General features: G+C 62.4%; 12 protein-coding genes. 4 read left to right on the top strand and 8 right to left on the bottom strand.

The genetic code is table 11. The features are described from left to right. Positions 1-298 precede the first annotated feature (298 nt). Both ACNOHI_RS22430 and ACNOHI_RS22435 read left to right on the top strand, forming a co-directional pair. Positions 299-664, top strand: a complete 366-nt coding sequence (locus ACNOHI_RS22430; protein ID WP_420476941.1) for a DUF5710 domain-containing protein — start codon at positions 299-301, stop codon at positions 662-664. 486 nt (positions 665-1150) lie between these two features. After that, entirely contained in the window at positions 1151-1456 is a 306-nt protein-coding gene (locus ACNOHI_RS22435; RefSeq protein ID WP_420476942.1) for a hypothetical protein, read from the top strand. A 3-nt stretch (positions 1457-1459) separates the two neighbouring features. Here ACNOHI_RS22435 and ACNOHI_RS22440 read toward each other — a convergent pair whose 3' ends face one another. The 7 genes from ACNOHI_RS22440 to ACNOHI_RS22470 form a co-directional block, all read right to left on the bottom strand. Continuing rightward, positions 1460-2515 carry a VWA domain-containing protein gene (locus ACNOHI_RS22440; protein ID WP_420476943.1) on the bottom strand — a complete coding sequence of 352 codons (1056 nt, stop codon included), beginning with the start codon at positions 2513-2515 and terminating at the stop codon, positions 1460-1462. Beyond that, on the bottom strand, positions 2515-3444 hold the full coding sequence (locus ACNOHI_RS22445; protein WP_420476944.1) for a DUF58 domain-containing protein: 930 nt from the start codon (positions 3442-3444) through the stop codon (positions 2515-2517). Before ACNOHI_RS22445 ends, ACNOHI_RS22440 begins: the two co-directional genes overlap by 1 nt. Beyond that, positions 3419-4435: an AAA family ATPase gene (locus ACNOHI_RS22450; protein WP_420476945.1), complete on the bottom strand. Its 1017-nt coding sequence runs from the start codon at positions 4433-4435 to the stop codon at positions 3419-3421. Before ACNOHI_RS22450 ends, ACNOHI_RS22445 begins: the two co-directional genes overlap by 26 nt. A gap of 19 nt (positions 4436-4454) precedes the next feature. Then, the gene (locus ACNOHI_RS22455) at positions 4455-5396 is read right to left on the bottom strand and encodes a S1C family serine protease (protein WP_420476946.1); all 942 of its coding nucleotides are present in this window, start codon (positions 5394-5396) and stop codon (positions 4455-4457) included. Between the two features lie 13 nt (positions 5397-5409). Beyond that, complete coding sequence (locus ACNOHI_RS22460; RefSeq protein WP_420476947.1) at positions 5410-5652, bottom strand: hypothetical protein; 243 nt, start codon at positions 5650-5652, stop codon at positions 5410-5412. A 199-nt stretch (positions 5653-5851) separates the two neighbouring features. Continuing rightward, positions 5852-6337, bottom strand: a complete 486-nt coding sequence (locus tag ACNOHI_RS22465) for a hypothetical protein (protein ID WP_420476948.1) — start codon at positions 6335-6337, stop codon at positions 5852-5854. Between the two features lie 86 nt (positions 6338-6423). After that, the gene (locus ACNOHI_RS22470) at positions 6424-6921 is read right to left on the bottom strand and encodes a hypothetical protein (protein ID WP_420476949.1); all 498 of its coding nucleotides are present in this window, start codon (positions 6919-6921) and stop codon (positions 6424-6426) included. 205 nt (positions 6922-7126) lie between these two features. On the opposite strand from ACNOHI_RS22470, the gene ACNOHI_RS22475 reads away from it, so the two are divergent. Together ACNOHI_RS22475 and ACNOHI_RS22480 are read left to right on the top strand one after the other, a co-directional pair. Then, positions 7127-7633, top strand: coding sequence for a hypothetical protein (locus tag ACNOHI_RS22475; protein WP_420476950.1), 507 nt, complete (start codon positions 7127-7129; stop codon positions 7631-7633). Positions 7634-7763: 130 nt separating this feature from the next. Beyond that, positions 7764-11744: an EAL domain-containing protein gene (locus ACNOHI_RS22480; RefSeq protein ID WP_420476951.1), complete on the top strand. Its 3981-nt coding sequence runs from the start codon at positions 7764-7766 to the stop codon at positions 11742-11744. Here ACNOHI_RS22480 and ACNOHI_RS22485 read toward each other — a convergent pair. Then, positions 11741-14428, bottom strand: a complete 2688-nt coding sequence (locus ACNOHI_RS22485; protein ID WP_420476952.1) for an ATP-binding protein — start codon at positions 14426-14428, stop codon at positions 11741-11743. The two genes, ACNOHI_RS22480 and ACNOHI_RS22485, sit on opposite strands and share 4 nt — an antisense overlap. Positions 14429-14472 lie beyond the last annotated feature (44 nt).

The raw sequence follows: 14472 nt of genomic DNA on the forward strand, positions 1-14472 counted from the left end.
GAAAAATGCAGGGGGAGGTGTCGTGCACGCCGCCGTCCGCATGAACACTTGTCGTGGCGGCGCCGGTGATCCCGGGCCCCTTTCGGCGACTATTTCATTGCATACATGCAACCGGCATTATAGCCCGGGGCAGACCGGAACTCAAACGCGCAGGACCGGCCGCTCATGATAGTTGCGCCATGGCAACCGACTTTCTGCATCCGATGGTCGGCATGACAAGACGTTTGCTGACCAATTGGGTGAAGCCGGAACACGGCAACCCTGCGATAATGCCGATCCCCTTACCGCCGGAACAGCCATGATGGACGCCCCACCCTTTGACCCGCCCTATTTTTTTATCGAAAAGACCGAACAAGGTCTGCGCGTGGTTGAAACCGGTATTGACGGAAGCCAACAGGAACGCATCATGCCCATGGGCGAGGCAGCCTGGTTACCGAACGATGGGGCAAGGTCACCAACCGCCCCTGAACGTCCCAGTCCCAAGAAAGCCGCCCGGCCCTCCTCAGGGATGCCGGCGGGTTCTACCCTCCTCGCCGTCCCGTTTGCTGAAAAGGATGCGGCCAAGAAGCTGGGGGCGCGCTGGAATGCCGATCGGCGTTCCTGGTACGCGCCGCCAGGGGTCGATCTCGCCCCATTCAATCGCTGGCGCAAAGACGACGCATAAAACCTTGCGCCCCGCCTGCAGCCGTCAGGCGTGGGACAAACCGCGGTGATAACGCAAGAGTCGGCGAACGATTGCAGCCTCCTGAACACGTCGGGCGCGAGGTGACAAGGGATTGCCTCGCTCCTGCGTGATCTCCGCTTTCTCCCTCAGGGAGAAATAGCAACGCAACCCGACGGCCGCGACAGCGGCGCTCAAAGAAAGAATTCCTGCGTATTCCATGGTGTGCTCCAAATCAATCATGCATTGGAGCACAGCATACGGAGCTCGGGACGGCCACGCCAATTCAAAGCCGGGATAGCCGACATTCGCTACTTGAATATCACCGTCTCTGGCGATCGATCATTCGAGCATCCTTGCCGCAAATTCCACTTGCATACCGTCGCCATTTAGGCAACAATCAGATGCGAATGATTCTCATTTAAAAACCACGCCAGCTAACCGCGCTATTGCGGCAGCCAGCCCGGATGCCCCGATGAAAGGATTGCCATGCATAGCGATGCAAGAACTTCCCTCTTTGAAGAGCCGGACACTGCCACGAAGCCCGAATTGCTTGTCTCTGCGGTACTGCACTTGATGTCGCACTATGCCGCGAACAATTCGGAGTCGGGACCCTGCCTGAAGCTCGGCTCGATCATCGAACGGCACTTGCGCGCCCTAGCGGACTTTCCGGATTTGTCGCCGGTGCTGCGTGCGACCTGCCAACAACTCTCGGACCAGTGGGCCGCCGTGGTCGAACGCGCGCGGCCGGAACTTCCGAAGCGTGGATTCCTGCACCGGCTTGTGCGCGTGTAGCGTTCAGAGTATCCGGTTGAACCACAGCATCGAAAGCGCAGCCGACAGCACGGCGAGCAATGCCGCGCCGGCTGCAAACAATGCCGACACTTCGCTCTCGCGCCGTTCCAGCGTCAGACGGGAGCTGAGTGTCTTGTAGACCTTGGCGAGGTCGGTAGCGGTGCCGGCGTAAAAGTACTGGCCTTTGGTCAGTTCCGCGATTTCCTTGAGCGGCGCCTCGTCCAGACGTACATGCATTGCCCAGCCGTCTCCCGTCAGGACTTCCCCGGCGGCGGTGCCGATACCAATCGTGAACACGCGAACGCCGCGCTCTGCTGCCATGCGTGACGCCTCTACCGGATCCGGCCCGGTCGTCGTCTGTCCGTCGGTCAAGAGAATGATCGCGGCGGAACCATAGGATCCGGGAGGAACCGGCCGGAAGTCCTCCGTCGGCTCCTTCGCAACATCCGCGCCCAGCGCGCGGGCAGCCGATCCGTGACGTGGCTCGACCTCGCGCGGATCAGAACTGTTGAGATTGAAGCGGACGTCCGGGAAGATGGCTTTCAGCGAAACGAGGATACCGCTTCCAACGGCGGTTCCGCGCTGCAACTGCATGCGTCCAAGCGCATCCAGCAGGTCTTCCCGATTGGAGGTCGGCGGCTGGATGAGGCTGGCGGCGCCGGCAAAGGACACAATGCCGACGCGCGTGTTGCGCGGCTGCTGCTCGACAAAGGTGCGCACCGCGGTGAGCGCCGCGGAGAAACGGCTCGGCGCGACATCCGTGGCGCGCATGCTTCCCGATACATCGACCGCAAGAATCATGGTCTTGTGGTCGGAGGGTAGTGTCAGCACCGCGGCCGGGCGTGCGACCGCGACCAGCATCAGGGCAATCGCCAGCAGCAACAGCAATGGCGGAACATGGCGCCGGATCTGCGAACCGCGCATGGCATCGCGCACCGTGGCCAGGCCCGCGTACTGGATGGCGACCTTCTTGCGCCGGCGCAGCATGAACCAGTACGCCAGCACGAGGGCAGGCAAGATCAGCAGCAGCCACAGCAATTCCGGCCAGATGAAAGTCATTACATCCCCCTGCCCGCAGTCGCCCCCGCGGCGAGGCGCCCGCTGTTTCGGCGCAACTCGGAGAACCTGAACAGCGCGTCCACGATATCGTCCTCGGTGGATATTTCCAGCACGTCCACACCAGCGTAAGCGAAGGCATCATGCAGGTCGTCCTCGCGCTTCGTCACGGCCGCGGCAAAGCGGCTGCGGAAGGCCTTGTCGTGCGTGTCGACCAGCAGTTGTTCCGCGGTTTCCGCATCCTGGATCGTCAGCAGCCCGAGATCAGGCAATTCCATTTCCAATGGATCGTACAGGCGGATCGCAACGACGTCGTGACGTTGCGCAAGCATGGCGAGGGGCTTTTCCCAGCCAGGCTGGGTAATGAAATCGGACACGACAAATACCAGCGATCGCCGATGCATCACATGCGCAGCGGTTTGCAGGAGGTCGTAGAGCCGCGTCGAAGCGGTCCCCGGCCCGGGCCGGGGACGATGCGCCATGCGATGAATCAACTGCAGCAACTGCATCTTTCCGGTCCTGGCCGGAAGAACGGTGTCCACGCTGGTGCCATAGAACAAGGCGCCGAAACGGTTGCCGTGGCGGTTCAACATGCTGGCCAGAATGGCGGTCAGCTCCACCGCCTGCCGGCGCTTGGTCACAGACTGAGAGCCGAAATCCTCCGACGGACTCAGGTCGAGCAGGAACCACGCGGTCAGTTCCCGTTCCTCGTAGTACTCCTTCACGTAGGGCGTCTGCAGGCGTGCGGTGACGTTCCAGTCGATATGCCGCACGTCGTCCTGGTATTGATATTCGCGCAGGTCGGCAAGATCGACGCCGAGCCCGCGAAATAGCGTCCGGTAATCGCCGTGCAGCAATCCGTCGAGACGGCGCAGCACCGTCAGTTCGAGACGGTTGAGGATGGCTTCAGGCGTTGGCGTCGACTTTGACATGGTTTTCCAGCACTCTTTCCGGGGGTGGCAGGTGTTTCAGGATGCGGTGCACGATCTGGTCCGGCGTGACATTGTCGGCCAACGCTTCATACGACAGCGATAGCCGGTGCCGCAGTACGTCGGGCACGAGATCGACGACGTCCTCGGGACGCACGTGGTTGCGTCCGCGCAGCAGGGCCAGCGCCCTCGCCCCTTCGACCAGATGGATCGAGGCGCGCGGACTGGCACCACAGGAGATGTAATGTTTCAGGTGCGGCACGTTGCAACGGTCAGGATCGCGCGTGGCCGCGACAAGGCGCACCGCGTAGCGGACCAGCGACGGGTCGATGTAGCAGTCCCGGCACTGCCGCTGCAGTCGGGCAAGCTCCTCCGTCGTCGTCACGGAAGCCACCTCCTGGTCATGGCTGGTGACGCGATTGACGATGACGAATTCCTCCTCTTCGGTGGGATAGTCGACCAGCACTTTCATCATGAAGCGGTCGACCTGCGCTTCCGGCAGGGGATAAGTGCCTTCCGTCTCGATCGGATTCTGCGTCGCCATCACCAGGAAGGGTTCGGGAACAAGATGCGTCGTCCCGGCAATGGTGACCTGGCGTTCCTGCATGACTTCCAGCAGCGCACTCTGCACTTTGGCTGGCGCGCGGTTGATTTCATCCGCCAGCAGCAGGTTCGAAAAGACCGGGCCGAGGGAAGTACTGAATTCGCCGGTCTTCTGGTTGTAGATGCGGGTGCCGACAAGATCGGCCGGCACCAGGTCGGGCGTGAACTGGATGCGGTGGAAGCTGCCCCGGATCGTCTTTGCCAGTGTCTTGACGGTCAGCGTCTTCGCCAGCCCGGGGACGCCCTCGACCAGAAGGTGCCCGCCTGCAAGGATGGCCACCAGCACGCGTTCCAGGAAGTGGTCCTGTCCGACCACCACCCGCTTCACTTCATAAAGGACGCGCTCCATCTGGAGCGAAACGTCGGGCCGGCTGTTCTCGTTGGTATCCATGCATGTCCTGTAAAGGGTTTCAGAAGGGGGAGTCGCCGGCCGCTGCCGCCGCGATCTCGATCGGCACCGCAAAGCCGATGCCGACAAAACTCCCCTGCTCATGCGGGCTGAGGATGGCCGTGACAATGCCAACCACCTCCCCGCTCATGGTGATCAGCGGCCCGCCGGAATTACCCGGATTGGCGGCGGCGTCGAACTGGATCAGGTTGCGCAGCACTTCGTTGTCACGCGGCGACATGTACGTGCGCTTGAGGCCGGAAATGATTCCGGATGAAGCGGAGGGACCGATATTGAACGGGAAGCCGACGGCAACCACCTTGTCGCCCACCGCCAAGCCCTGGGTCGAACGCAGGGTCGCGGGCACGAGGTCGTCCGGAACGCTCAGCGCCTGGATGACTGCCAGGTCGTTCTCAGGCTGGCGGCGCAGGACGATCGCGTCCGCCACATGACCGTTGGCGAAATGGACCTTGAGCCGGATCTTGTCGTCCGTTCCGACAACGTGGAGATTGGTCAGGATGACGCCCTTGTCGATGATCACCACGCCCGTTCCCACGCCGCGCATTCCCTTGTGCGGCCCTGACTGCTCGCCCTCCTGCACCACGCGCACGACGGAGGGACGGATGCGGGCGTAGGCCTTCGACTCCTGCGACGGAAGCACGTTGTTCTCAAGCGTATGCAACACAGCGGCATCAATGTCGTGCTGGGTAAAGCGGCGCTCGCCGGGCACAAGCGACAAGTACGCGAGGAACATCAGCACGCACATCAGCACCGGAACGACCATCAGCAGCATTCGTTCGCGGCGCGCAATGAAGGCACGTGTGCGGACAAACCGCGGAGGTCGCGGCGGCGGCGGCGCGGGCGCAGCTTCCTGCGGCTGCGCCTGCCCGCCGGGTGACGGGTGTGATGCCGCGCCGCTGCGCTGCTTGCGCGCGGACCTGCTGTAGATGGGCGTCCTTTTCATCCCCGGCCGCGCCTCAACGGAGGTCCTTGTAGCGGCCGACGCGGTATTTGCGCATCTGGTAATTGGCGGTGCCGCCCAGGACGAGGACACCCAGCAGCGGAATCAGGATGAGGGGCGAATCGGTAAAGATTGCGCCGCCGAAGCCCAGGACCGCGCACGCGGCGAGGAGTTTCCCCATTTGCCGCATGCCGACCTTCCACGCCTGCCAGGCGAGATCGAAAGTCATGAGCATGAAGAAGATATTCAGAAAGGCCATGATGGTTTCCCCGGGTATCGCGCCGCAACGCGGCTCGGCAAGCCGCTGTGCGGCAGCTGTCCGTCTTGCTACTTTGTCCTCGCGGCGTTGGGCAAGTTCAAGCCGTTTCAGCATTGAGGCGATTCGGATCAGGGAAGCTGCGGAAATCTTCCGCAGGCGTACCGGCACGGGTATGCACTGCGGAAAGGAAAACAGCGGATCAGATGGCGCGGATCTCGGAAGGGTTCGCCGGCTCGGCGAAGGGTCCGCGGGTCTCGAGGTGCTCTTCGAATTCTGCATCCAGCTGGCCGTGCTGCTTCAGGAACTCGCGCACCTCGCGCAACCAGAGGCGCTTGTCGCTGAGGCCGGAATCGTCGCCGAGCGTATACGTATTCCTGCCGCTGAAGAGGTGTTCGGCGTCGCCCGGTTCCAGGCCGAAGGTATGTGCCAGGACTGCGGTCGTTGACTCAGCCACCGGCGGCTCGCCCGACAGGACGAGCCTGCTGTCGTCCTCGTCAAGCGACAGTCCTAGCGCCATGAATTTCGGATGCTGTGCAAGCCATCCGGCCGGGGAGCAGACTGTGCCGAACTCCAGCGTTTCGCCGCGGCGGCTCACCAGACTGTCGAGGTCGATGGCGGTTTCGGGAATGCCATCGATGATGGCATAGGCATCCTTGATCAATTCGAAATTCGGGGCGGTATCCATCGCGTGTCCTTTCTGCGTGCTGCGGGCACAAACACTATTTATAGGCGCCGCCATGTGCGCACGTCTTGCGCCGCTTCAATGCACGCTTAATCGCTGGCCGAATACAGCGCCTGCAGTTCCCGCAGCGCCTTGACGGTCGACGCATGATTGCCCTCGTGCAGAATGCCGTGCCCGCCGCGCGCTACCCATGCAGAGATGTTGTCCGGCGTGTCGTCGATCAGGACCCTGTGGGGACCGCTGTAGTCGGCCTTCAGTTTCCTCGGCACCACATGCACAATGAATTCCGGGCCGAAGATGCGGGCGACCCATTCGCGCTTTTGTTCCTGAAATACCTTTGACGATGGCGCCCCGGTGAGGAAGATCGGCTCCAGGTCACGTGTCGCCTCCCACAGCACCATGCAGCCTTCAATCAATTCAAGCTCCGCAAAAAAGCGCTTGTCGGAATTGACCATCTTCCACAGGCGGTTGCGGTCCAGCTCGTTTGGGTGCTTGCCGGTCAGGCGCTTCACGCGCGCGTCGAAGTCAGCGAACACGCCATCGAGATCCAGATAGACCTGCAGTTTCGGCTTGTGCGTCATGCTCATCGGAAATTCTTCCCTTGTTCGTTCTTTCAACCGATTGGTCGAACGGTCAACTGGTTCCGCACCCGTGCCTGTTCCTGCATGTTGTTCTCCAAGGGAACTGTCTGCGCCAGAGGGGGTCGATCGCACTGCGAATTTAGAGCACGCTATCTAATTTTTCTGCCGTACACTCTCCGCCACCTTTTGATCCAGATTAAAGGAGCCCGCCATGGGCCTTTACCTTGCCTACGATTCCGACTTCCAGGCCGCCCGCCAGGGACAGGAAGATCCCCGGCCCCAGCTGCTCCTTGCGGTCCGGCCGGAAGATGTTGCAATGTCAAAGGGCATTCTTGGCGAGGAATTCAACGCGGTGTTCTGCCACTCGTACGCTGAAGCTTGTGCCCAGCTCAAGAATGATGTCCGCCTCGTGACCTGCGGCGTGCACTTCGACAATGGCAGGGTCTTCGACCTGCTTCGCTTTGTGCGGGAGAACCCGCGCACTGCGAACCTGCCCTTCTTCATCCTCCTCGGTGCGGGAAGCCGGTACTCCCCGGCCATCGTGCAAGGTATCCGCGCGGCGGCAAAGCTCCTTAAAGTCACCGCCTTCACCGACCTGACGCGATTCTCCGATAAGCTCGGAACGAGCGCATCCATCGATGCCTTGCGGCAAGGAATACGGGATGCGATCGCCGCACAACCTCCACTGGACACTTCCCGCTCCACCGTCGCCGGTTAGTCCCTTCACCGGCGCACGGCACCAATGCAGAACCGCGCCGTCTAATCCATGTACCTGCGAGGCAACACCGCATGCGTGGCCGCGCGCGTTGTTGCCGCCATTTTCCGTGGAACACGACGCTAGCCCATTCATGCCGGACAACGCATCTCCCCCTCTTTCCTGCCTGGAAGGCGGCGGCGCATGCGGACAGCTTTTGCGCGCGACGGACTGGAAGTCGAATCCGCTTGGCCCACCTGAAGCCTGGCCGCAATCTCTCCAGACCTGGGTTCGCGCGGTCTTGCACTCAAGGCTCCCCATGGCGGTGCATTGGGGCCGGGAATTTGTCTGCATCTACAACGACGCCTTCATCCCGGTGTTCGGCGCCAAGCATCCAGGCGCGCTTGGGCGACCGTCCAAGGAATGGTGGTTCGAAGTCTGGGACAAGCTCGGCGTCATCTTCGAACAAGCCATGCATGGACATGCCACCTATGCGGTAGACAGTTCGTACGACGTCTTGCGCAGCGATAACGGTGTCGATGAACTTTATTTTACCCACAGCCACAGCCCCTTATGGGGGGACGACGGCAGGATCGCGGGCATTCTCGCCGTCGGATTCGACACCACCAATGCAGTCCGTTCGCGCGCGGCGCTTCAGGCGACGAGCGATCGTCATGCGGCCCTTCTCCGCATGACGCAATTGCTGCGCGACCTGAAGAATCCGGAGGACATCATGCAGGCCGCGGCCGAGACGGTCGGCCGCCATCTCGGCGTCAACCGGTCCGGTTTCGCCGAATGGACCGAGGATCACTTGTTGCGGCATACCGTCACCTGGACCGATGGCTCGCTTGCGCCTATCGACAGGGATCTGCCGGAAGCGGCACTAGGTTCCGGCATGCGTGCCGGAGCGTATGAAGGCCGTGTCATGGCGGTCCGCGACGTTCTTGACGATCCGCTCACCGTGGATTCCCTCTTTCCGTCCCTCGGGGTGCGCTCCTGCATCGGCGTTCCCATCGTCCGGCGCGGGCGTTGGCGAAGCGGCTTCTATGTGCACTGCAGCCAACCCCGCTCCTGGAGTGAAAGCGAGATTGCCTGCGTCGAGGAAGTCGCGGCACTGGCCTGGGACGCGGTGGAGCGTGCGCGCGCGCAGACATCCCTTCGCGAGAGTGAAGCACGTTTCCGTACGGCACTCGACATCGCCCAGCTCGGCACCTTCGACTGGGACTTGCAAGCCGACCGGATCATCTATTCCGAACGTACGCGCGAGATCTTCGGCCTTTCAGGCAATGAAGGTCGGCGGTCGCAGGACTATTTTGCACGCATGCTGCCCGAGGACCGCGACCACATCGGGGGCATCATCAACAACCTGAATGCACAGGAGCCGCGCCTGCAAGTCGACTTCCGCATTCGCCTGCCCGATTCACGCATCCGTTACGTCACTGCCATCGGCGAAGGTTTTTGCAAGGCGGGAGGGCCGTGTACCCGCATCCTTGGCGTCGTGACAGACACGAGCCATGCGAAACTTGCGGAGCAGTCCCTGCGGGAGAATGCAGACGTCTTCAACGCGACCTTCGAGCATGCCGGCATCGGCATCACGCACATCACGCCGGACGGGCATTTCCGCCTGGTCAACCGGAAGTTCTGCGAAATGATCGGTTACACGCCCGACGAGTTGACGCGAATGACGATGGTGGACCTCGCCCATCCTGACGACCGGGAAATCGGCCTCGAGGCATTCCGGCAATCCATCAGCCGTGAAATTCCGAGCTTCACAGTCGAGAAGCGTTACCTGCGGAAGAACGGCAGCATCATGTGGGCGCGAATCAATTCCACTTCGATCGTCGACGAAACAGCCGGCACCGTGAAGTACAACGTGACGGTGATTGAGGACATCACCGAGCGCAAGCAGAACGAAGAGCGGCAAACCTTCATGCTGCGTCTGGACGCCTGCCTTCGCGACGTCACCGATCCGTCAGAGATTCCGCGCGCCGTCTGCCACATGCTGGGTGAACGACTGTCGGCGGACTACGTGTATTTCGCGGAATTCGAGGATGACGAAGACCATCTGGTCATCCGCGCCGCTTACAGCAAGGGCAAGCGGCGGTTTTCGGGGTACTGGCGCCTGAATGACTTTGGCGAGCATGTCGTGCGCACGCTGCGTTCGGGAAGGACGGTTGTCATCAACGATATCACCAAAGACGAACAGGTTGCCGGCATCCGGCCATCGCTGTTCAAGGAGATCGACGCGCTGGCCGGCGTGTCCGTCCCCCTGATTCGCCACGGGCGCCTGCGCAGCGTATTCGTCGTCCTGTGCTGCGAGCGGCATGAGTGGGCGGAAGCAGCGGTCCAACTGATCGAAGAAACGGCTGCCCGCGCCCGCGATGCCGTGGAGCGCGGCCGCGCCGAGCAGGAACTCCGTGTGACCGGAGAACGCCTGAGCCTCGCGGTGGCCGGCACGGGCGACGGGGTGTGGGACTGGTACGTAAAGGATGGACGTGTCGAACTGTCTCCGCGCATGACAGAGATACTGGGCTATTCGGACGATGCGATGCCCGACAATGTGCGCAAATGGATGAAACTGATCCATCCCGATGATGCCGTGCAGCTCGAACGCACAACCGAGGATTGCCTGCGCGACGGCGGCACGCTCTCCTGCGAGTACCGCATGCGCTGCCATGACGGCAGTTACAAATGGCTGCTGTCGCGCGGCATTGTCGTGGCGCGGGATGCGCGCGGCGAACCGGTGCGCATGACCGGCATGATCACGGACATTTCGGAGCGCAAGGAAGCCGATGAACGCATCTGGCACCATGCCAATTTTGACGCCCTGACCGGGCTGCCCAATCGCCGGCTCTTCCGGGACCGTCTCAACCGGGAGGTGGTCAATGCCGAACGCGAGGGATCGAAAGTAGCCCTGATGTTCATCGACCTCGACCGGTTCAAGCAGGTCAACGACCTCCTCGGTCACGATGCCGGGGACCTGCTCCTGAAGGAGGCCGCGCAGCGGATAACCAGTTGCGTGCGCGTGTCGGATACCGTGGCCCGCCTTGGCGGGGATGAATTCACCATCATCCTGACCGCGCTCGGACATCTGAGTCATGTGGAGCATCTGGCGCAGAAGCTGCTTGATTCGCTCAGCAAGCCATTCAAGCTGAATACCGAGTCGGCCTATGTCTCGGGCAGCATCGGCGTGGCAATCTTCCCCGACGACGGCACCACATCGGAAGAGCTGATCCGCAAGGCCGATCAGGCCATGTACGCCGCCAAGCACGCCGGCAAGAACCAGTTCAGTTACTTCACGCGCTCAATGGACGAGTCGGCGCACCTGCGCTTGCGCCTGGCGAGTGAGCTGCGCAGTGCGCTCGCGCGCGGCCAGCTGGAAGTGCATTACCAGCCGGTGGTCGATTTGCGTACCGGCGAGATCGTGAAGGCCGAAGCCTTGCTGCGCTGGAAGCATCCGCGCATGGGCTCGGTCGAACCCTCCCGCTTCATTCCCCTGGCCGAGGAGTCGGGCATGATTACCGATATCGGCAACTGGGTCTTCCGCGAAGCGGCAAACTGCTCACGCCGCTGGAGCGCGAACATGAAAGCGCCCTTCCAGATCGCCGTCAACAAGTCGCCGCTGCAGTTCATGTCGCATTCCGGGGAAAGCTGGCTGACTTATCTTGAACGCATGAACCTGCCCGGCGCCGCCATTTCCGTCGAGATTACCGAAGGCATGCTCCTGCATGCCGCGGACAACGTCGCCGACACGCTGCTGCGCTACCGCGACGCGGGCATACAGGTGGCCATCGACGACTTCGGAACCGGCTATTCCTCGATGAGCTACCTGAAGAAGTTCGATATCGATTACCTGAAGATCGACCAATCCTTCATCCGGGACATCACGACCGATCCGACCAACCAGACCATTGCGGAATCCATCATCGTCATGGCGCACAAGCTGGGGTTGAAGGTGATTGCAGAGGGCATCGAAACCGACGAGCAACGCGACCTCCTGGTGGCGGCGGGCTGCGATTACGGGCAGGGATATCTCTTTTCCCAGCCGGTGCCGGCGGAACAGTTCGAGCAGTTGCTTGGCACATCGCGTGCAAGCAGGGACAGCATGGAGCCAAGCCTGCGCCGGCTCCACTAACCCTCCGTCATGACCCGCTGCAGCGCCCCCATATCCACCGGTTTCACAAGATAGGCATCGAAGCCCGCGAGCTTGCCACGATTCATGTCATCCTCGCTCCCGTAGCCGGACATGGCGATGAGCCGCACGTTGTGAACGGCGCGTTCCCTCAGTGCGCGAGCGACGCCGAAGCCATCCACGCGCGGCAACCCGATGTCGATGAGCGCGATCTCCGCTTCTTCCTGCAGCACGGCGTCGATCCCCGCGGGGCCATCGTCCGCTTCGATGACACGATGGCCGTCCAGTTCCAGCGCCGCGCGCAGGCCGGCGCGCACGTCGCGGTTATCTTCGATGACGACGATCGTGCGCGGCGCGTGCGCCGTCCCCGTCAGGAATGCAGGCGCCACATGCTCCGGCGCGGGAATGGAGGGAAGCGTCACAATGAATTCGCTGCCTTTATCCGCGCCCTCGCTTCTTGCCTCGATGCGCCCGCCGTGCAGTTCGACCAGGCGGCGCACCAGGGTGAGGCCGATACCGAGACCTCCCTGCGAACGGTCCAGCGAGCGCTTTCCCTGAACGAAGAGATCGAAGATCCGTGGCTGGAGATCGGCTTCCAGCCCCAGGCCGTTGTCGCGCACCCGCAGTTCGGCCTCGCCCTCGCGGCGTGAGAGCGACACCCAGATGTTGCCCGGTGCGGGCGTGTACTTCACGGCATTGCCCAACAGGTTCGCGACCACCTGATCGAGCCGCGTCGCATCGCCCTCCACCCACGCCTGTTCCAGGTGCACATGCAGCACAAGCTCTCCCAGCCGGCCTGTCCCGCGCAGCGTCTCTACGGCTGCATGGACGATCGACGCAAGGTCCACGGCCTTGCGCTCGAGGCTGATCTTGCCGAGGATGACACGCCCTGCATCGAGGAGATCGTCGGTCAGGCGCGCGAGATGACGCACCTGCCTGCGGATGATGGCCCGCGCCTCGCCTGCTGCCTCCTTGTCGCGCGACGGAGCTTGGTCCATGAGGTCGAGGATTTCCGAGGCCGTAGTGATGGCCGCGAGCGGATTGCGCAGCTCGTGTCCAAGCATGGCAAGGAACTCGTCCTTGGCCTTGTTGGCATTCTCGGCCAGCAACCGGGCTTCCTGCTCCAGAAGACGCGCATTGCGCTCTCCCTGCAGGAGCTTTTCGCGCTCCACATGGGCGATCGACAGCGCGGATGCCACTTCTTGCACCTCCGGCAGGTCGGACCGCGGCACCGCCGGCAGCTCGCCCTGCCCCATCGCCGCCGCGGCCCTTGCCAGGTGCTGCAACGGACGCGATACCGTGCGGCTGAGCAGGTATGCTGCCCACAAGCCAAGCAGGAGCGATATCACGATTGCGCCGCCGAGCAGCACGTAGGAACGCCGGATCGGCGAATCGATCACCTCGGAGGGAATGCCGACCGCCGCCGACCATCCGGATAGCGGCGAACGCCAGTACACCGAATAAACCTCGCGCCCCTCGAGCGTCTTCGTCGCCGCGAACCCGCCGTCGCCGCCCTGTTCCAGCAGCTCCAGCAAACCCTTCGAGGGCTTCTTCCCCACCCATTCATCCTGCGAGATTGTGCGCGCGACGATCGAATACCGCTTGTCGAAAATGGCAACGACGCCCTCTTCCGGTATCCGTTGCCGTTCCAGGATGTTGCGGATGCTGTCGGGACTGATGACGGCGGTGAGCACGTGACGTACGGCGCCATCCTGCATGATCGGTACGCGTACGGAAAAGACATGCCGCTTGAGGACCGGGGACAGGATGACATCACCGACACCCTGTGTCCCGCTGCGCACCGTCTCGTCAATCGAAGCGGGATCCACTCTCGCGGGAAGCGGGGTACCGAACGGCAGGTAAGCGTTCATCACCTGTTGCGCCGACCGGTCGGACAACACGACGTTGAGCCACCCGTGACGATGCGCCAGCAATTCCCTCGCCTCCTTGTGGAACCCGGCAATGTCGCCCGTCGCGAGACGCGGACTGGCCGCAAGCGCATCCAGGGCAGCGAGGGACATGGAGAGTTCCGCGTCGACGGCGGTAATGACCGCTCGCATCGTGTCCTTGTTCGCTTCGATCAGCTCGCTGCGCTGGACGCGTGCGTTGTAGGACAAGGTAACGAAGGACAGCACGACCAGCGGCAGCAAGCCGGCAAGGACGATCAGGAAGAGGCGTGTTTCAAGCGCGCCGAGCCGCACGCGTCCCCACCCGCGCCGACGTCCTGTGTCCGCCTGCGTTGAAGGCGTGTCCGGGGGCGACTCCAGCGTGTCGGAAGCAAGCCGTGCCAGTTTCTCGTCGTGAATGTCAGTGCAGCTGCCGGCCCATTTGACGACGCTTCCGTCCCGGGCGCGCTGCGGCGTCCCCGTGACGCGGAACCACCGGTACTCGCCGTCATGGCGACGAATGCGTACCTCGATGTCGTAGGGATGTTCGCCTTCCGTACGCAGACTCTTTTCCCATTCCGACGTCAAGTGTTCCCGGTCCGCCGGGTGATAGAAGCGCAGCCAATCCTCGCCGAATGAACTGCCGAATCCCTCACCAACGTACCTGTACCACGAAGGACTCTGGTAATGGTTCATGCCACGGTGGTCGGTTTCCCAGACCGTTCGAAACGGCGCCTCGCTGGCTTGCCCCTCCGCAAGCATGGAGGACTTCCCCGCGACCGGTGCGCTTTGCATGTTCATGCCGCATTCCGACTGACGGCTGCGGCACTGCTTCGACTGCCCAT

This window comes from Noviherbaspirillum sp. ST9 (assembly GCF_048799745.1).
Lineage (GTDB): Bacteria > Pseudomonadota > Gammaproteobacteria > Burkholderiales > Burkholderiaceae_D > Noviherbaspirillum.

Excerpts from the sequence above, each read along its gene's own strand:
- ACNOHI_RS22430 (WP_420476941.1), top strand. The coding sequence starts at position 299 with ATGATGGACGCCCCACCCTTTGACCCGCCCTATTTTTTTATCGAAAAG.
- ACNOHI_RS22435 (WP_420476942.1), top strand. The coding sequence starts at position 1,151 with ATGCATAGCGATGCAAGAACTTCCCTCTTTGAAGAGCCGGACACTGCC.
- ACNOHI_RS22440 (WP_420476943.1), bottom strand. The coding sequence starts at position 2,515 with ATGACTTTCATCTGGCCGGAATTGCTGTGGCTGCTGCTGATCTTGCCT.
- ACNOHI_RS22445 (WP_420476944.1), bottom strand. The coding sequence starts at position 3,444 with ATGTCAAAGTCGACGCCAACGCCTGAAGCCATCCTCAACCGTCTCGAA.
- ACNOHI_RS22450 (WP_420476945.1), bottom strand. The coding sequence starts at position 4,435 with ATGGATACCAACGAGAACAGCCGGCCCGACGTTTCGCTCCAGATGGAG.
- ACNOHI_RS22455 (WP_420476946.1), bottom strand. The coding sequence starts at position 5,396 with ATGAAAAGGACGCCCATCTACAGCAGGTCCGCGCGCAAGCAGCGCAGC.
- ACNOHI_RS22460 (WP_420476947.1), bottom strand. The coding sequence starts at position 5,652 with ATGGCCTTTCTGAATATCTTCTTCATGCTCATGACTTTCGATCTCGCC.
- ACNOHI_RS22465 (WP_420476948.1), bottom strand. The coding sequence starts at position 6,337 with ATGGATACCGCCCCGAATTTCGAATTGATCAAGGATGCCTATGCCATC.
- ACNOHI_RS22470 (WP_420476949.1), bottom strand. The coding sequence starts at position 6,921 with ATGAGCATGACGCACAAGCCGAAACTGCAGGTCTATCTGGATCTCGAT.
- ACNOHI_RS22475 (WP_420476950.1), top strand. The coding sequence starts at position 7,127 with ATGGGCCTTTACCTTGCCTACGATTCCGACTTCCAGGCCGCCCGCCAG.
- ACNOHI_RS22480 (WP_420476951.1), top strand. The coding sequence starts at position 7,764 with ATGCCGGACAACGCATCTCCCCCTCTTTCCTGCCTGGAAGGCGGCGGC.
- ACNOHI_RS22485 (WP_420476952.1), bottom strand. The coding sequence starts at position 14,428 with ATGAACATGCAAAGCGCACCGGTCGCGGGGAAGTCCTCCATGCTTGCG.